16 protein-coding genes are annotated in these 16,671 nt (G+C 59.6%); 9 read left to right on the top strand and 7 right to left on the bottom strand.

Features of this window, described 5'->3' with window-relative positions; all coding sequences use genetic code 11:
* Positions 1 to 3 precede the first annotated feature (3 nt).
* From ACJ8IL_RS01515 to lapB, 5 genes are all read left to right on the top strand, one after another.
* The gene (locus tag ACJ8IL_RS01515) at positions 4 to 1,068 is read left to right on the top strand and encodes an ABC transporter permease (protein ID WP_442516308.1); all 1,065 of its coding nucleotides are present in this window, start codon (positions 4 to 6) and stop codon (positions 1,066 to 1,068) included.
* Positions 1,061 to 2,584 (top strand): FGGY family carbohydrate kinase, encoded by a 1,524-nt coding sequence (locus tag ACJ8IL_RS01510; protein WP_442516307.1) that lies wholly within the window; start codon positions 1,061 to 1,063, stop codon positions 2,582 to 2,584. Before ACJ8IL_RS01515 ends, ACJ8IL_RS01510 begins: the two co-directional genes overlap by 8 nt.
* Positions 2,581 to 3,378, top strand: a complete 798-nt coding sequence (locus tag ACJ8IL_RS01505; RefSeq protein ID WP_060433167.1) for an SDR family oxidoreductase — start codon at positions 2,581 to 2,583, stop codon at positions 3,376 to 3,378. The genes ACJ8IL_RS01510 and ACJ8IL_RS01505 overlap by 4 nt, the downstream gene beginning before the upstream one ends.
* Before the next feature lie 292 nt (positions 3,379 to 3,670).
* A complete protein-coding gene (locus ACJ8IL_RS01500) occupies positions 3,671 to 3,973 on the top strand; it encodes a LapA family protein (protein ID WP_025303024.1) in 303 nt (100 codons plus the stop codon).
* Between the two features lie 6 nt (positions 3,974 to 3,979).
* Positions 3,980 to 5,152 carry a lipopolysaccharide assembly protein LapB gene (gene lapB / locus ACJ8IL_RS01495; RefSeq protein ID WP_025303023.1) on the top strand — a complete coding sequence of 391 codons (1,173 nt, stop codon included), beginning with the start codon at positions 3,980 to 3,982 and terminating at the stop codon, positions 5,150 to 5,152.
* Between the two features lie 61 nt (positions 5,153 to 5,213).
* Here lapB and ACJ8IL_RS01490 read toward each other — a convergent pair whose 3' ends face one another.
* Together ACJ8IL_RS01490 and bhsA are read right to left on the bottom strand one after the other, a co-directional pair.
* The gene (locus ACJ8IL_RS01490; protein ID WP_025303022.1) at positions 5,214 to 5,513 is read right to left on the bottom strand and encodes an Arc family DNA-binding protein; all 300 of its coding nucleotides are present in this window, start codon (positions 5,511 to 5,513) and stop codon (positions 5,214 to 5,216) included.
* A 172-nt stretch (positions 5,514 to 5,685) separates the two neighbouring features.
* Positions 5,686 to 5,946: a multiple stress resistance protein BhsA gene (bhsA, locus tag ACJ8IL_RS01485; RefSeq protein ID WP_025303021.1), complete on the bottom strand. Its 261-nt coding sequence runs from the start codon at positions 5,944 to 5,946 to the stop codon at positions 5,686 to 5,688.
* A 329-nt stretch (positions 5,947 to 6,275) separates the two neighbouring features.
* Here bhsA and pyrF point away from each other — a divergent pair, with 329 nt between their 5' ends.
* Entirely contained in the window at positions 6,276 to 7,004 is a 729-nt protein-coding gene (gene pyrF / locus ACJ8IL_RS01480) for an orotidine-5'-phosphate decarboxylase (protein ID WP_060447988.1), read from the top strand.
* Between the two features lie 10 nt (positions 7,005 to 7,014).
* The gene (gene yciH, locus ACJ8IL_RS01475) at positions 7,015 to 7,341 is read left to right on the top strand and encodes a stress response translation initiation inhibitor YciH (protein WP_025303019.1); all 327 of its coding nucleotides are present in this window, start codon (positions 7,015 to 7,017) and stop codon (positions 7,339 to 7,341) included.
* Between the two features lie 190 nt (positions 7,342 to 7,531).
* On the opposite strand, the gene osmB is transcribed toward yciH, so the two are convergent.
* From osmB to ACJ8IL_RS01455, 4 genes are all read right to left on the bottom strand, one after another.
* A complete protein-coding gene (gene osmB, locus ACJ8IL_RS01470) occupies positions 7,532 to 7,750 on the bottom strand; it encodes an osmotically-inducible lipoprotein OsmB (RefSeq protein WP_004945176.1) in 219 nt (72 codons plus the stop codon).
* Positions 7,751 to 8,030: 280 nt separating this feature from the next.
* Positions 8,031 to 8,777, bottom strand: a complete 747-nt coding sequence (locus ACJ8IL_RS01465; protein ID WP_004930631.1) for a DeoR/GlpR family DNA-binding transcription regulator — start codon at positions 8,775 to 8,777, stop codon at positions 8,031 to 8,033.
* A gap of 50 nt (positions 8,778 to 8,827) precedes the next feature.
* On the bottom strand, positions 8,828 to 11,260 hold the full coding sequence (locus tag ACJ8IL_RS01460; protein WP_049205491.1) for a formate C-acetyltransferase/glycerol dehydratase family glycyl radical enzyme: 2,433 nt from the start codon (positions 11,258 to 11,260) through the stop codon (positions 8,828 to 8,830).
* 4 nt (positions 11,261 to 11,264) lie between these two features.
* Positions 11,265 to 12,164, bottom strand: coding sequence for a glycyl-radical enzyme activating protein (locus ACJ8IL_RS01455; protein WP_049205489.1), 900 nt, complete (start codon positions 12,162 to 12,164; stop codon positions 11,265 to 11,267).
* A 149-nt stretch (positions 12,165 to 12,313) separates the two neighbouring features.
* Between ACJ8IL_RS01455 and fsa the strand changes: the two genes are divergently transcribed.
* On the top strand, positions 12,314 to 12,979 hold the full coding sequence (fsa, locus tag ACJ8IL_RS01450; protein ID WP_049205488.1) for a fructose-6-phosphate aldolase: 666 nt from the start codon (positions 12,314 to 12,316) through the stop codon (positions 12,977 to 12,979).
* Between the two features lie 48 nt (positions 12,980 to 13,027).
* On the opposite strand, the gene ACJ8IL_RS01445 is transcribed toward fsa, so the two are convergent.
* The gene (locus ACJ8IL_RS01445; protein ID WP_025303016.1) at positions 13,028 to 15,094 is read right to left on the bottom strand and encodes a carbon starvation CstA family protein; all 2,067 of its coding nucleotides are present in this window, start codon (positions 15,092 to 15,094) and stop codon (positions 13,028 to 13,030) included.
* 385 nt (positions 15,095 to 15,479) lie between these two features.
* On the opposite strand from ACJ8IL_RS01445, the gene ACJ8IL_RS01440 reads away from it, so the two are divergent.
* A complete protein-coding gene (locus tag ACJ8IL_RS01440) occupies positions 15,480 to 16,643 on the top strand; it encodes a M20 aminoacylase family protein (RefSeq protein WP_261464167.1) in 1,164 nt (387 codons plus the stop codon).
* Positions 16,644 to 16,671 lie beyond the last annotated feature (28 nt).

Below are 16,671 nucleotides of genomic sequence, written 5' to 3'. Positions count from 1 at the left end.
GCAATGCAAACCAAGTATCGGTTGTATATGTATTTGCTGCAGGCGCGCACCTTCATCGCCCTGTTGCTGGTGGTGCTGTTCTTCAGCAGCATGGTGCCGAATTTTCTGACCGTCTCCAATCTGCTGATCATGACGCAGCACGTGGCGATTACCGGGTTGCTGGCGGTTGGCATGACGCTGGTGATCCTCACCGGCGGCATCGACTTGTCGGTCGGCGCGGTGGCGGGCTTGTGTGGGATGATTGCCGGTGCGCTATTGACCGTCGGTATCCCGCTGTGGGAGGGCAATCGGCTGTTTCTCAACATTTTTGAAGTGATCGGCGCGGTGGCGCTGTTGGGCGTGTTGTTGGGTTTGATCAACGGCACGCTGATCACGCGGTTCGGCGTTGCGCCATTCATCTGCACCCTGGGGGCGATGTACGTGGCGCGTGGGGCGGCGTTGCTGACGGCGGACGGCAAAACCTATCCCAATCTGGTGGGCATGGAAGCGCTGGGCAACACCGGTTTCGCTGCCCTGGGGTCTGGTACCTTCCTGGGAATTTACAACCCGATTTGGCTGATGTTGGCCATCGTGTTGTTGGGGATCTATCTCACTAAGAAAACGCCGCTGGGCCGTTATATCTATGCCATTGGCGGCAATGAGCCGGCGGCGCGGCTGTCGGGGGTGCCGATCGTCAAAGTGAAAATGTTCGTCTATGCGTTTTCCGGGCTGTGCGCGGCGCTGGTGGGGCTGGTCATCGCTTCACAATTGCAAACCGCGCACCCGATGACCGGCAATATGTTCGAGATGGACGCCATCGGCGCGACGGTGCTGGGCGGTACGGCGCTCAGCGGTGGCCGCGGCAGGGTATTCGGTTCGATCATCGGCGCCTTTGTGATCGTTTTTCTGGCGGACGGCTTGGTGATGATGGGCGTCAGCGAATTCTGGCAAATGGTGATTAAAGGGCTGGTGATCGTCACCGCCGTGGTGATTGACCAGTTCCAGCAGCGTTTGCAGAGCAAGGTCATTTTGATGCAGCGCCAGGAAAAAAAAGCGGTGCAGCCGCTGGCTGAGGTGAGCCATGGCTAAAGCGGATTGCATTGTCGCGTTGGACGAGGGCACCAGCAACGCCAAGGCCGTGGTGGTGGATGCGCAGGGTACGATCGTCGCCAGAGCCAGCAGGCCACTGACGTTGCAGACGCCGCAGCCCGGTTGGGTGGAGCAACGGGGTGAGACCTTGCTGGCGGCCTCTTTGGCGGTGTTGCGGGAGGCTATTGCGTTGGCCGGATCATCCCGCATTGCCGGTATCGCCATCAGCAACCAGCGTGAAACCGCCATCGGCTGGCGGCGTTCCAACGGCCAGCCTATTGGGCCAGCCTTAACTTGGCAATGCGCGCGTTCCGCCGATTTCTGCGAACGGCTGCGGTGCGATCGGCAGGAGGAAGCAGTGCGTCGCGCCACCGGTTTGCCGCTTTCACCGTTGTTCTCGGCGTCGAAAATGCGCTGGTTGCTCGATCACTGCGAAGAGGGACAACGGCTGGCGGAGAACGGCGAGCTGTGCCTGGGCACCATCGATGCCTGGCTGTTGTGGCAGTTGAGCGGGGGGCGGGCATTCGGCTGTGATGTCTCCAATGCCGCCCGAACTCAACTGCTTAATCTCGCTTCCGGGGAGTGGGACGAGCAGATGCTGGCGCTGTTCAATATTCCCCGTCAGGCGCTGCCGACTATCCATCCCTCCAGCCATCTGTTCGGTACGACGTTGGGATTGGACGGCATTGCTGACGGCATTCCAATTGCTGCGATGGTAGGGGATTCGCATGCGGCGCTTTATGGCCATGCGCTGGGTCAGGCTGGGCAGGTCAAAGCCACCTATGGCACCGGATCATCGGTGATGGCGCCAATCGCCGACGCGCAATGCGATACGAGCGCTCTGGCAACGACCATCGCTTGGCATGACGGTGGACGCATGCAGTACGCACTGGAGGGCAATATTCCCCACACCGGCGACGCTATCGCCTGGATGCTGGATATCGCCGCCATGCCGTCGGAGGACGAAGCGCCGTTGAGTGAACTGCCTGTTCGCGTGCCCGATAGCGGTGGTGTCTATTTTGTACCGGCGCTGACCGGTGCCGGCGCACCCTGGTGGGATGAGCAGGCGCGCGGCGTGATTTGCGGGCTCAGCCGCGGCACGCGGCGAGAACATTTGGTGCGGGCCGCTTTTGAATCGGTGGCTTATCAAATCGCCGATGTGATCGGCGTACTGCGGCAACAACCGGGTTTTGCGCTGCAGGGGTTGATGGCCGATGGCGGCCCCAGCCGCAATGACTGGCTGATGCAGTTTCAGGCCGATCTGCTGGGTTGCCCGGTGTGGCGCAGCAACACGGCGGAACTGTCGGCCCTGGGGGCGGCGTTGATGGCGATGCGCAGCCTGTGGGGAGCTACCGATCGGCAACTGGCGGCACTGTTGCCTCAACATGATGAGTTTAAACCCGATATGCAGCGCCACCACCAGCTGCAGGAAAACTACAGCGCGTGGCGGCAGGCGGTACAGCGCACCTTGTGGCGGCCGCAGACGGCCTCATTGATAACAGGAGAACAATCATGAATCGTGACTTCACGGGGAAAACCGTGGTGATTACCGGCGCATGCCGCGGCATTGGCGCCGGTATCGCCGAGCATTTCGCCAGTTTGGGTGCCAATCTGGCGATCGCATCGAATGCGGAGCGCATTCTGACCGCGGCGGAAACGCTGCGCCAGCGTTATCGGGTGGCGGTGCTGCCGGTCATCCTCGACGTTACCGATGAAGCACAGGTAGTTGATTTTTATCGTCAGGTCTGGGAGCGATTTGGCGCGATCGACGTTTCTATTCAGAACGCCGGGGTGATCACTATCGATCGTTTTGACCAGATGCCCAAAAGCGATTTTGAGAAAGTGTTGGCGGTAAATACTACGGCGGTCTGGCTCTGTTGCCGGGAGGCGGCTAAATATATGGTCGGCCAGCGCAAGGGGCGCCTGATCAACACCTCTTCCGGCCAGGGGCGTAACGGATTTATTTATACGCCGCATTACGCCGCCAGCAAAATGGGGGTGATCGGCATTACGCAGAGTTTAGCGCTTGAGCTGGCGCCACATGGCATCACCGTCAATGCATTCTGCCCCGGCATCATTGAAAGCGAGATGTGGGAATATAACGACCGCGTTTGGGGAGAAATTCTCAGCGGCCCGGAAAAAACTTACGGCAAAGGGGAGTTGATGGCCGAGTGGGTGGCGGGTATTCCGCTCAAGCGTGCCGGGCAACCCGAAGATGTGGCGGGTCTCGTGGCCTTCCTTGCCTCAGATGATGCCGATTATATCACCGGCCAAACCATCAATGTGGATGGCGGGTTAATCATGTCTTAACGTGACGATGTCACAAAAAGCGCGGCGTCGGATCGGCGCCGCATCAATCGCTTACATTTTCCCGCCATTGCAATCCACACGGTTGCCCCCATATCCTTATAAATTCGACGTTTTGAGAAGCTTTCTCATCAATTTGTTCGCTAAAGCCGTTTACTGCCGAATATGCCAGCAGATATGTGGTTTTATCGTGCCGCAGGGTTTCCCTGCCGCAGCGGGAAATGCTAACTTAAGGGTTAGGGACGCCACGTTTTGGCATCGTTCATCCGATTCACTCGGCATCGCGGGAAAGAATGTGAAATATTTGCTGATTTTTTTGTTGGTTCTGGTGATCTTCGTGATTTCCGTCACTTTGGGTGCGCATAACGATCAGGTGGTCAATTTTAACTATCTGGTTGCGCAGGGCGATTATCGCGTATCGACCCTGTTGGCCACGCTGTTTGGCGCCGGCTTCGTTCTCGGTTGGATCATTTGCGGCCTGTTCTACCTGCGCACGCGCATTGCGCTGGGCCGCGCCGAGCGCAAGATCAAAAGGCTGGAGCTGCAGCTTGAGCAGCCCGCTGAACCGGCGGCTCAGGCCGTTGTCAGCAAGGAATAACCCTCTATGTTAGAACTGCTGTTTCTGTTGCTGCCCGTGGCTGCCGCGTACGGTTGGTACATGGGGCGCAGAAGCGCTCAGCAGGATAAACAGCAAGAAGCCAACCGCCTGTCGCGCGAATACGTGGCAGGGGTGAACTTTCTGCTTTCCAACCAGCAGGACAAGGCGGTCGATCTGTTCCTCGACATGTTGAAAGAGGACAGCAACACCGTTGAAGCCCACCTGACGCTGGGTAACCTGTTCCGTTCGCGCGGTGAAGTCGACCGCGCCATCCGCATCCATCAGGCTTTGATGGAAAGCGCTTCCCTGACCTTCGAACAGCGCCTGCTGGCGGTACAGCAGCTGGGCCGCGACTATATGGCGGCCGGGCTGTACGATCGCGCGGAAGACATGTTCAGCCAGTTGACTGACGAAGCGGATTTCCGCGTATCGGCGCTGCAGCAGTTGCTGGTGATCCATCAGGCCACCAGCGATTGGCAGAAAGCCATCGACGTGGCGGAAAAGCTGGTCAAGCTGGGCAAAGAGAAACAGCGCGTCGAGATTGCGCATTTCTACTGTGAGCTGGCATTGCAGGCGATGGGCAGTGACGATCTCGATCGGGCGATGAGCTTACTTAAGCGTGCGGACGCGGCCGATAAACAGTGTGCACGAGTATCCATCATGTTCGGGCGCATCTACATGGCGCAAAACGACTACGCCAAAGCGGCAGAGTCGCTGCAGCGCGTACTGAGCCAGGACAAAGAATTGGTCAGCGAAACGCTGCCGATGCTGCAGGAATGCTACACGCATCTGCCGGAACAACAGCACAACTGGGCTGAATTCCTTAAGCGCTGCGTAGAAGAAAACACCGGCGCTACCGCCGATCTGATGTTGGCCGAGATCATCGAGCAGCACGAAGGGCGCGACGTGGTGCAGGTCTATATCAACCGTCAGCTACAGCGTCATCCTACTATGCGGGTGTTTTATCGGTTGATGGATTATCACCTGGCGGACGCCGAAGACGGCCGTGCGAAAGAGAGTCTGCTGTTGTTGCGCGATATGGTCGGCGAGCAAATTCGCACCAAGCCGCGTTACCGCTGCCACAAGTGCGGATTTACCGCACACTCGCTCTATTGGCATTGTCCGTCGTGCCGCGCCTGGTCATCGGTCAAACCGATCCGCGGTCTGGACGGACAATAACGCGGCGGCGCGACAAAATAAAACGGGGCGATTCATCGCCCCGTTTTTTTACGTTCATCGTTTACTTTTTCTTGCCGCCTTTGGCGCCGGTTTTCAACAGCTGACGCAGTTTCTTCAGCTCTTTCTGGCTCAGCGGCTGTTCAATCTCTTCTTCAGTGCTTTGATTGTCGATCTCGCCGTGGTGCAGCTCATCCGCCTTTTTGGTCGGTTTTTCTGCCTTGGCGGCGGGGGCGCTGAAGCTGCTTTCCAGGCGCTGGCACACTTCCACGCTCAATGAAAACTCGTTTTCAGCGGCGGCGGCGCGGATTTTTTCCTTCAGTGCCAGAGGAATTTTAATGGTAAGTGTCGATATCTCGCTCATTTTGAAAGCCTTTCTGCAGGAAGATGCCTTCAAGCTAAGCCACTGGCGATCGGGTGTCTAGTGTGTAATAAAAATTTAATATTTTTGTAACAGTGTAAGGCGAGCAAGATGCGGTTTTTTCAGGCGGGAAACAGAGGCAGGGCCCGAGCGAGCGGGCCCTGTACCGGAAACATTATTTGTAGATGACCGCGGTGCCGCTCAGCATGTTGTTACCCCCGGCGGAGATGATGCGGTAGCTGCTGGCGCCCTGGGCATCCGCTTTAGCGGCCAGTTTTTTCTCCAGGCTGCTGAGGGTGGTCGCATGACCTGCGGAAACGACGCCGGTGGCGGTCAGGCTATCGGCCTGCTGGCTGCTGATCGGCTCAGCGGCGAAAGTGGCGAAAGAGGTCAGTGCGATAGCGGCAGCGGCTGCAAAATATTTGATGGTTTTCATAGGTGACTCCAGTCTGTTTATTTAGGAAGGAAGCCATTCGCTTCCGATGTGGTGAATAATAAAGCATCTTGGCCGATTGAAAATCTGATAATGCTGAGTAATTTATTCAAAATATTTGATTGATAATTTACGCATCTTTACGGTGTTTTACGCTGCGTGGTTTATCGCTGGCGCGCTTTCGTTGACGCGTCATGACAAAGGTGAGAGGTAACATGACAGAGCGCCGGTGCGCGCTGCGGCTGGGATTTCTGGCCCCCGGCATGTAGAATGCGGCGGTCAGTTTCGCGGGTGAGTCCCTGATTATGTCTATTTTACAGAAGGTAGAAGAAATGAAGTCTGAAAATAACGCTAATAACAATGACTTAAAATCATCTCCAATCGTTGTGGCGTTAGATTACGCCGATAAGAATGCCGCGCTGGCGTTCGCCGACCGTATCGATCCGCAAGACTGCCGGCTGAAAGTGGGCAAAGAAATGTTCACGCTGTTCGGGCCGCAGCTGGTGCGCGATCTGCACGGGCGTGGCTTCGACGTATTTCTTGACCTGAAATTCCACGATATTCCCAATACCACCGCGCATGCGGTCGCGGCGGCGGCCGAGCTGGGCGTTTGGATGGTCAACGTCCACGCCAGCGGCGGCGCGCGCATGATGACCGCCGCTAAAGAAGCGCTGACGTCATTCGGGGCGGATGCGCCGCTGCTGATCGCCGTGACGGTGCTCACCAGTATGGAAGCGGAAGACCTGCGCGGCATTGGTATCGAAGCCAGCCCGGCGGAACACGCCGAGCGCCTGGCGCGCCTGACCCACGACTGCGGGCTGGACGGCGTGGTGTGTTCGGCTCATGAAGCGCAGCGCCTGAAGGCCGCCTGCGGGCAGGCTTTCCAGCTGGTGACGCCGGGGATCCGCCCTGAAGGCAGCGCGGCGGGCGATCAGCGCCGCATTATGACGCCGGTGCAGGCGCAGGCCGCTGGCGTGGACTACATGGTGATTGGGCGTCCGATCACCCAATCTGCGGATCCGGCCGCGACGCTGCGCGCGATCCGCGCCTCTTTGGCCTGAGGAACCGCCGATGAATGACGATAACAGCCGCCTGGTGTATTCCACGGACACCGGCCGCATCAAGCAGGAAGACGTTAAACCGCAACGCGCCAAGGGCGACGGCATCGTGCGCATCCAGCGTCAGACTAGCGGCCGCAAGGGGAAGGGCGTGTGCCTGATTACCGGCGTCGATCTGGATGACGCTGCGCTCGACAAACTGGCGGCCGAACTGAAAAAGAAATGCGGCTGCGGCGGTTCGGTGAAAGACGGGATCATCGAGATCCAGGGCGATAAACGCGATCTGCTCAAACAGCTACTGGAAGCCAAAGGCATGAAGGTCAAACTGGCGGGCGGTTGAGGCGAATCGCCATGCCGCAGTGCAATGCTGCGGCATGGCTTGAGGCTGTTGCTGCCGGGAGTTAGCCCGTTAACGGCGAAAGAACCATAGACTTAAAGTAAAGCAGACCTGAAATCATCGTTATTCTGGTTAATACGTCAAAGCGCCTCGGCGCTTTTGCCCGCCTGTCGGCAGAGGAACATCGGAAAGGTTATTTGCCAACCTGGTGACCGATGATGCCCCCTACCGCAGCCCCACCCAGCGTGCCCAACGCGCTGCCGTCTGTCAGCACTGCGCCGCCGACTGCACCGGCGCCGGCGCCGATAGCGGTGTTGCGATCGCGTTTGGACATGTTGGAACAGGCGCTCAGTGAAAATGCCAGAGTCAGAGCCAGAGCGGCGGTGGCGAAACGTTTATTGATAATCATCATAATGACTTCTCCTTAGCATTGGCTATATGGAAGTGCCCTCTAAGTATAGGCGCTAACCATAAATCAGGCCTGCTGTTGATTCCCGTACAGTATCGATATAAAAAATGGCACTTTTTGTTAACGGCCGAATAATTAGCAGGTTACGGCCCAAAAGTGACCGAAACTGAGTATAGGTTTCTCTGAAAGGATAAACAGGTAAATAGTCTTAAAATCCCGTTGCACAAGGGAAACGGCGCGCGGCGTGGCCCGCGCGACGCGAGAGGTGCGGTGGCGGCCCGCGTTATTCGTTGACCAGCTCCACCTGTACGCCCTGGCGTTTCAGCTGATGCTGATACTCCAGCGCCAGGCGTGAATCGGTGATCACTCGGCTGATTTGCCCCGGCTGCGCCAGCGGGTTGGGTTGGATCTGGCCGAATTTGCTGGAGTCCGTCAGCACGATATTCTCCACGCCCTTGGCCAGCACCGCGCTGACCACGTCGGCGCGCATCATGTCGCGGCCGGTAAAGCCGGTTTCGGCCTGAAAGCCGTCAATGCCGATAAACGCCTTGTTGAAATGCACCTGCTGAATGCACAGCCGTGTGAGCGGGCCGACCACGGTCTCGCTTTTCTTCTGATACATGCCGCCGAGGACAATCACGTCGCAGTCGGTTTCTTTCAGCAGGTTGGCGATATAGTGGCTGACGGTGATCAGCGTAATACGCTTGCGTTCGGCGATGTAGCGCGCCAGCAGGGCGTTGGCGCTGCCGCTCTCGATGAAGATCGTCTCACCGTCGTTGACCTGCGCCGCGGCGTACTGTGCCAATCGTTGTTTGAGGGTGAAATTGGACATCATGCGAGCGTCGACGTCGTCGCTTTCCAACGCCACGGCGGAACCGTGTACTCGCTTCAAATAACTGCGTTTTTCCAGCAGGTTGAGATCCTGCCGGATGGTGACTTCCGATACGCCCGAGGCCCGCGCCAGCTCATTGACGCTGATCCGCCGGCGATCGTTAACCAACTGCAATATGGTCTGTTGTCGTAAATTCATATCGGCCTGATGATGCGGCCGCCAAGGCGCGGCCGCTAAGAGTCAAAGGTTTAAAGAGTATGTTCTGTGCGCGCAATAATATCATCCTGCGCCTCAGGGGATAATGCGGTAAAGAAAGCGGAATAGCCAGCTACGCGAACCACTAAATCACGATATTGGTCAGGGTGTTGCTTCGCCGCCAGCAGCGTTTCGCGCGACACGATGTTGTACTGCACATGCCAACCGCGATAGCTCTCGAAGAAGGTGCGCAACATCAGCATCAGCTTTTCCCGATCGCGCGGGTTGTCCAGCGTCGCCGGATTCAGCTTCTGATTGAGCAGCACGCCGCCAAGGATCGCCTCGGTTGGCAACTTGGCGAGCGAATTGAACACCGCCGTTGGCCCCAGGTGGTCGGTGCCGGACGCCGGGCTGGCGCCTTCCGCCAGAGGCTGGTGCGCCTTGCGCCCATCCGGCGTGGCCAGGGTGGCGGCGCCGAAGGGCACGTTGGCCGAAATCGACGAGGTGCCGGCGTAGTAGCCGCCGCCGATCGGCCCGCGGCCGAAGCGGGTGTTGCGGTACTGTTTCAGTTCTTCGATGTAGGTTTGGTAGGCGCGCACCAGCAGCCGATCGACCTCGTCCACATCGTTGCCGTATTTGGGCGCGGCGTTGAGCAGCCGCTGACGCAGTTGTTCGCCATCCAGTCCGGCGAAGTCTTCGGCCAGCGCGGCCGCCAGCTGCTGCTGGCCGATCGCCCCTTGGTCGAACACCAGTTTGCGCACCGCCGCCAGGCTGTTGCCCAGGTTGGCGATGCCGACCTGCAGGCCGGAAACCCAGTCGTATTTGGCGCCGCCTTGCTTGATGCTTTTGCCGCGTTCAATGCAGTCATCCACCAGCGCGGAGCAGAGGATATCGTGGGCGTTCTCCTCCAGCACGCTGTCCACCACGCACTCGATCTCGATCGACTTGCGCGTGTAGTAGCGAATTTGCCGATCCCAGGCGGTTAAGACCTGTTCGAAATCGGCGAAGTTTCCTTTGGACAGCGCCTGTTCCTGCGGCAGGAAGATCTGCCCGGAGGTGGCGTCGCGGCCTTGTTCCAGCGCCGCCAGCAGCACGCGGGCGAAGTTGATGAAGCTCATGCCGGTGCAGCGATAACCCCATTTGCCGCCGACGGCGGTCTCGATACAGCCGATGGCGGCGTAGTCGTAAGCGTCCTGCGGCTCGACCCCCAGCTTGATGAACTCGGGAATGACGATTTCGTCGTTATTGAATGCCGGCATGCCGAAGCCGCAGCGGATCACCTGTACGCAGGCGTCGAGGAAATCGGCGCTCATCCCGGCGTGGTAACGCACGCTGAGGTTGGGCTGGGTGGAACGCAGGCGGCCGCAGGATTCGAGAATGGCGTAGGACAGCGGATTGACCGCGTCACACGGCCGCCCATCGACCCGTTTTTGCCCGCCGATGGTGACGTTTTGGTACAGCGGGCTGCCGGCGGAGGCCTTGGAGTGCGAGCCGGAGCGGATCTTGTTGATCTCCAGCAGCTTCAGCCAGCAGCTGTGCAGCAGCTCGATGGCGTCTTCCCGCGCCAGGTTTTGCTCCAGCTCCACGTCGCGCCGATACCAGGGATAGAGATATTGGTCGAGGCGACCGAAGGAAACCGAATGGCCGTTGGATTCGATCTGCAACGTCAGCTGGATGAAATAGCACAGTTGCAGCGCCTGCCAGAAGGTTTGCGGCGGGCGATGGGCGATCAGGTCGCAGTTGTCTGCGATAGCCAGCAGCTCGGTGCGACGCCAGTCGCGGGTTTCGCGTTGCGCCATATCGCGCGCCAGGCGTGCGAAGCGTAGGATGTGCTCACTCAGCGCCGTCAGCACGATATCGATAGCGTTGAGAAACTGCGCTTTGTGCAGATCTTCCCACTCGGTCAGGCGCAGGCGGCTGCGGCGCGCGTTCACTTTTTCGCGCAGGCCGTCGAGGCCTTGTTCCAGTAGCAGCGGGAAGTTGACCGCCAGATGGGCGTCGCCAGAGGTCATGTTGCCCTCGGCCTTGATGATGCCCGTGGCGAGCAGCGCCTTCTGTTCGTCGGTAAACATGCCGTAGCAGCGATCCTGCACCGTTTGGCCGCGCCACCAGGGGCAAAGACGGTGCAAAATCGCCTTATTCTCTTCGCTGACCGAGAAGCCGGCACCCGGCCGGTCTGCCAACTGGTCTATCTCGTTTTCTATCCAGCCGACGGTGTATTCGGGGAAGATCGGCGCGGCGCGCAGCTCGCTGGCCTGGTTGCCGACGATCAGCTCGTCGTTGGCGATCCAGATGCTGCGCTTCGCCAGGTGGTTGGCCAGCGCCAGCGCACGGCGCACCGGCAGCGGCCGATCCTGATGCTGCTGATAGGCCTCGGTATAGTGCTGCGCGCGTTCGGTGCACACCGGCGGTTTGACGATGTGGATCAGCGCGTTCTTATGCGCCTGAATACGGGCGCTGAGGGTGGTCAAATCCAATGTGGTCATGGCGTTATCCTCGCAAAATGGCGGTCAGGCCTTTGGCGCCGGCGTACGTTTCGGCGAAGGCCAGCAGATCGGGCGCGTCCAGCGGTGTGCGGGCGGCGCGGTAGGGTTCGCCGAGCAGGTGATACTTGTTGATGCCCAGCGTGTGGTACGGCAGAAAGTGGATCTCCGATACGCCGATCTCGTCGGCGGCGAAGTCGACAATCGCGCGGACAGAGTGGCGATCGGCATTGAAATCGGGGATCAGCGGTACGCGCACGGTCATTGGCACGCCGTGCGCCGCCAGCCGGCGAAAATTGTTCATCACCCGGCGGGCCGAGCCGCCGGTCCAGGTTTTGAAACGCGCTTCATCGGTGTGTTTGAGATCGGCCAACAGCAGATCCAGCCAGGGCAACGAAGGGGCGATGTAATGCCACGGCACGTGCAGACAGGATTCGACGGCGGTGTGGATGCCGGCTTCGCGACCGCGCCGCAGCAGCTCCGCCGCGACCTCCGGCTGCATAAAGGGTTCGCCGCCGGACAGCGTTAAACCGCCGCCGCTGCGCAGGTAGAAAGGCTTATCCCGCATCACCTCGGCCATGATATCGTCGGGGTTGACCACGCTGCCGCACAGGCTGAGCGCGCCGGTTGGGCAGGCGGCGGCCAGCGCCGCGTAGTCGTCTGCGCTGATGACGTCGCGCCGCAGCGTCAGTGCGCCCTCGTCACGTAGCAGGCCTTGTGGGCAGCGCTCGGTGCACAGCGTACAGCCGCTCAGACACAGGCGCTCGTCAAACAGCAGATCCGCGTGGCGCGAGCGGCTTTCCGGGTTCTGACACCAGCGGCAGCTCAGCGGGCACCCTTTTAAAAAGACCACGCTGCGGATGCCGGGGCCATCATGGGTCGAGTAGCGCTGCAGATTGAAGAACATGAATCACCCGTTTGGCGTTGCTGAATCTTTCGCCATTAAAGATCTTTCGAATGAAAGTTGAATTGATTTTGATCAAAAGTTGACAGGGTTTTTGCCCTATGATGATCAGAGTTTGAATCCGCCCACAGAACATGACACAGGAGTCCGTGATGGAGCTTTATCTCGATACCGCCGATGTGACCGCGGTAAAACGCCTGGCGCGCATTCTGCCGCTGCACGGCGTCACCACCAACCCGAGCATCGTGGCGAAGGAAGGCAAGCCGATCTGGGAAGTGCTGCCTGCGCTGCGCGACGCCCTTGGCGGCACCGGCAAGCTATTCGCGCAGGTGATGGCGGCCGATGCGGAGCGCATGGTGGCGGAGGCGTCGCTGCTCAGCCAGCGGGTACCGGGGCTGGTGGTGAAGATCCCGGCAACCGCGGAGGGATTGGCGGCGATCAAGAAGCTTAAAACGATGTCCATCCCGACGCTGGGCACCGCGGTGTACGGTGCCGGGCAGGGGCTGTTGGCCGCCTTGGCCGGGGCGGAATATGTGGCGCCTTACGTCAATCGGGTTGACGCGCAGGGCGGCGACGGTATTGAAATGGTGCACGAGCTGCAGCAGCTGCTGAGCCTGCACGCGCCGTCGGCGCAGGTGCTGGCCGCCAGCTTCAAAACACCGCGCCAGGCGCTGGAATGCCTGCTGGCGGGCTGCCAGGCCATCACGCTGCCGGTGGATGTGGCGGAGCAGTTCCTCAGTGCGCCGGCGGTGCAGGCCGCGGTCGAGAAATTCGAGCAGGATTGGCAGGGGGCGTTCGGCTCAACGCTGTTAGGCTAAAGCCAGTAAAAAGGGCGCCGCGGCGCCCTTGCTTGATGCTCGGTTCGTTTAGCCGCGGCCGGTCTCCTCTCGCAGCGCGGCGCCGACCTCGTGCGTCGTCGGCTGTTCGGAACGTAGCGCCCGGCGGATCGCGAAGAAGGCGGCAATCAGCATGGTTACCGCCACCAGCATAAAGAACCCGCACAGCGCGGCGTTGATCTGGTTGCTGAACACGATGGTTTCCATGTCTTTCAAAGACTTGGCCGGCGCAATGATCGTGCCTTGCTCGATGCCGGTGGAGAACTTCTTCGCCTGCGCCAGGAAGCCGATGCTCGGTTTTTCGTGGAAGATCTTCTGCCAGCCGGCGGTCATGGAGGTCACGAACAGCCAGGCGGTCGGTAAAATGGTGACCCAAGCGTAGCGCTGTTTTTTCATCTTGAACAGCACCACGGTGCCGAGGATTAGCGCCATCGACGCCAGCATCTGGTTGCCGATACCGAACAGCGGCCACAGGGTATTGATGCCGCCGAGCGGATCGACCACGCCCTGATACACGAAGAAACCCCAACCGGCCACCGCCACCGTGGTGCCCGCCAGGTTGCCGAACCAGGAGCGGTTGTTGGCCAACTGCGGTACCGCCACGCCCACCAAATCCTGCACCATAAAGCGACAGGCGCGGGTACCGGCGTCGACGGCGGTCAGGATGAACAGCGCTTCGAACAGAATGGCGAAGTGGTACCAGAAGGCCATCATCGCCCGGCTGTTGAACACCTCGCTGATGATGTGCGCCATGCCCACGGCGAAGGTCGGGGCGCCGCCGGCGCGCGACAGGATGGAGTTCTCGCCCACCTCTTTGGCGATCAGCGCCAGCGTTTCCGGCGTGACGATAAAGCCCCAGCTGTTGATCACCTGCGAAGCATTTTCCACCGTGGTGCCGATCAGTGCCGCCGGCGAGTTCATGGCGAAGTAAACGCCCGGATCCAGCACCGAGGCACAGATCAGCGCCATGATGGCGACGAAAGACTCCATCAGCATGGCACCGTAGCCAATAAAGCGAATGTGGCTTTCGCGTTCCACCAGCTTGGGCGTGGTGCCGCTGGAGACCAGCGCGTGGAAGCCGGAAATGGCGCCGCAGGCGATGGTGATGAACAGGAACGGGAACAGGGCGCCGGCGAACACCGGGCCGCTGCCGTCGATGAAGCGCGAGACCGCCGGCATTTTCATCTCCGGCATGGCGAAGACGATGCCGATAGCCAGGCCGATGATGACGCCGATTTTCATAAAGGTGGAAAGGTAATCGCGCGGCGCCAGCAGCAGCCACACCGGCAGCACCGAGGCGACGAAGCCGTAGATCACCAGCACCCAGGTCAGGGTGGTACCGTGCAGCGTGAAGAACGGCCCCCAATAGGGATCTTGCGCCACGTTGCCGCCGTAAACGATCGCCAGCAGCATCAGCACGAAGCCAATCACCGAAATTTCAGCGATTTTGCCCGGCCGGATAAAGCGCATGTAGATGCCCATGAACAGGGCGATCGGGATGGTGGCGGCGATGGTGAACAGCCCCCACGGGCTGTCGGCCAACGCTTTTACCACCACCAGCGCCAGCGCCGACAGGATGATGATCATCACCCCCAGTGCGCCGAGCATGGTGATCACCCCGGCGAATGCGCCCAGCTCTTGCTTGGCCATTTCCCCCAGCGAACGGCCGTCGCGGCGTGTGGAGATGAACAGCACCAGGAAATCCTGCACCGCGCCGGCCAGCATGACGCCGACCAGGATCCAGATGGTTCCCGGCAGGAAGCCCATCTGCGCGGCCAGGATCGGCCCCACCAGCGGCCCGGCACCGGCGATGGCGGCGAAGTGGTGGCCGAACAGCACCCATTTGTTGGTGGGCACGTAGTCCAGGCCGTCGTTGTGACGTTCTGCCGGGGTCAGACGACGGTCATCCAGTTCAAAGACCTTGTCGGCAATGAACCGGCTGTAGAAGCGGTAGGCGATGCTGTAGCAGGCGACGGCGGCGACCACCAGCCAGACGGCGTTGACGTGCTCGCCACGGCTGAGCGCCAGCATGGCGAAAGCGAAGGCGCCGACCAACGCCACCAGCAGCCAGATAAATCCGGACCTGATGTTTTTCATGAAACAACTCCTTGGCGTGCAGAGGTAAAAATCAACGTTGTTATTAGGAATGACATTTTAACAGTAGAAGTTTTGCCGCCGAACCGCGGCAGGTCGGATGAGAAATGTGAAGCAGGTGGGGTTTTAGTGTAAAAACAACGTGATGAAACCGCGTTGGCGCAGGCTGTCGCCCACACCATCCTGAGCAGTTATTCATTCTGCATTTTCACGGCGCGCACAGCGAATTATCGTCGTTTTTTATCTGGGCACGGTGTCTGGCGGATTATTATTTTATCTGTCGAGGCGTGCCGAAATAAAATTATTCATGCCGTGTTATACCTTTATTTTCACCCGCAGGCTTAATCATTCATCAAATAAATAATAAAGCTACGAAAGGAATTTAATTATGATAAATAAAATCATCGAAGGGTATTTACCGCAGCTCACGGCCATTCGGCACGATATTCATCAGCACCCTGAATTGGGTTTCGAAGAGTTTCGCACCAGCGATCTGGTGGCGGATTATCTGAGTTCGTGGGGCTATGAGGTGCACCGCGGATTGGCGGGCACCGGCGTGGTGGGTACGTTGCGGGTGGGCGACGGCGTTAAACGCCTCGGATTGCGTGCCGATATGGACGCTCTGCCGATCGAAGAGAACAACGGCAAGCCCTGGAGCAGCAGCGTGGCCAACCGCATGCACGCCTGCGGCCATGATGGGCACACCACTATGTTGCTCGGTGCCGCCCGCTATCTGGCGCAAACGCGCAACTTCAACGGCACGCTGCACCTGATTTTCCAACCGGCGGAAGAGATGCTGAACGGCGGCGCGCGCATGGTCGAACAGGGGCTGTTCGAGCGCTTCCCTTGCGACGCCATCTTCGCCATGCACAACATGCCGGGGATGCCGCTCGGCGAGTTCTTCTTCCAGCACGGCCCGTTTATGGCCTCGATGGATCAGTTCAACGTGCGGGTGCAGGGGCGTGGCGGCCACGGTGCCATCCCGCAGCTGACGGTCGATCCGGTGCTGGTGGCTTCGCATATCACCGTCGCGCTGCAGAGCATCGTTTCGCGCAATATCGATCCGCTGGAGGCGGCGGTGATCACCGTCGGCAGCATCAAGGCCGGTGAAGCGGCCAACGTGATCCCGGACAGCGCGGAGATGAAGCTCAGCGTGCGCTCGCTGGATCGCCAGGCGCGCGCCACCTTGCTGGCACGTATTCCGGCGCTGATCGAGGCGCAGGCGGCAAGCTTCGGCGCGCATGCGGTGGTGGAACACGTTAACGGCACGCCGGTGTTGGTCAACGACGAAGCGATGACCCGCTTTGCCCACCGTGTGGCGGAGCAGCAGTTCGGCGCCGCCCGCGCGCACTACGGTGCCCGGCCGCTGATGGGCAGCGAAGATTTCGCCTTCATGCTCGATGCACATCCGCAGGGCTGCTACCTGATCGTTGGCAACGGCGATGGCGAAGGCAGCTGCATGGTGCATAACCCGGGATATGACTTCAATGACGGCTGTCTGGCGGCCGGCAGCCAGTATTGGGGAGCGTTGGCGGAAGCGTATTTAAAATAAACGCGAAAAATAATAACAGGGAAGATAA

The sequence above is a fragment of the Serratia sp. CY47444 genome (assembly GCF_052168635.1).
Taxonomy (GTDB): Bacteria; Pseudomonadota; Gammaproteobacteria; order Enterobacterales; family Enterobacteriaceae; genus Serratia; species Serratia bockelmannii.
The sequence above is the reverse complement of the archived record's forward strand: the minus strand, read 5'-3'. Positions and strand labels throughout refer to the sequence as shown.

Excerpts from the sequence above, each read along its gene's own strand:
- ACJ8IL_RS01515 (WP_442516308.1), top strand. The coding sequence starts at position 4 with ATGCAAACCAAGTATCGGTTGTATATGTATTTGCTGCAGGCGCGCACC.
- ACJ8IL_RS01510 (WP_442516307.1), top strand. The coding sequence starts at position 1,061 with ATGGCTAAAGCGGATTGCATTGTCGCGTTGGACGAGGGCACCAGCAAC.
- ACJ8IL_RS01505 (WP_060433167.1), top strand. The coding sequence starts at position 2,581 with ATGAATCGTGACTTCACGGGGAAAACCGTGGTGATTACCGGCGCATGC.
- lapB (WP_025303023.1), top strand. The coding sequence starts at position 3,980 with ATGTTAGAACTGCTGTTTCTGTTGCTGCCCGTGGCTGCCGCGTACGGT.
- ACJ8IL_RS01490 (WP_025303022.1), bottom strand. The coding sequence starts at position 5,513 with ATGAGCGAGATATCGACACTTACCATTAAAATTCCTCTGGCACTGAAG.
- bhsA (WP_025303021.1), bottom strand. The coding sequence starts at position 5,946 with ATGAAAACCATCAAATATTTTGCAGCCGCTGCCGCTATCGCACTGACC.
- pyrF (WP_060447988.1), top strand. The coding sequence starts at position 6,276 with ATGAAGTCTGAAAATAACGCTAATAACAATGACTTAAAATCATCTCCA.
- yciH (WP_025303019.1), top strand. The coding sequence starts at position 7,015 with ATGAATGACGATAACAGCCGCCTGGTGTATTCCACGGACACCGGCCGC.
- osmB (WP_004945176.1), bottom strand. The coding sequence starts at position 7,750 with ATGATGATTATCAATAAACGTTTCGCCACCGCCGCTCTGGCTCTGACT.
- ACJ8IL_RS01465 (WP_004930631.1), bottom strand. The coding sequence starts at position 8,777 with ATGAATTTACGACAACAGACCATATTGCAGTTGGTTAACGATCGCCGG.
- ACJ8IL_RS01460 (WP_049205491.1), bottom strand. The coding sequence starts at position 11,260 with ATGACCACATTGGATTTGACCACCCTCAGCGCCCGTATTCAGGCGCAT.
- ACJ8IL_RS01455 (WP_049205489.1), bottom strand. The coding sequence starts at position 12,164 with ATGTTCTTCAATCTGCAGCGCTACTCGACCCATGATGGCCCCGGCATC.
- fsa (WP_049205488.1), top strand. The coding sequence starts at position 12,314 with ATGGAGCTTTATCTCGATACCGCCGATGTGACCGCGGTAAAACGCCTG.
- ACJ8IL_RS01445 (WP_025303016.1), bottom strand. The coding sequence starts at position 15,094 with ATGAAAAACATCAGGTCCGGATTTATCTGGCTGCTGGTGGCGTTGGTC.
- ACJ8IL_RS01440 (WP_261464167.1), top strand. The coding sequence starts at position 15,480 with ATGATAAATAAAATCATCGAAGGGTATTTACCGCAGCTCACGGCCATT.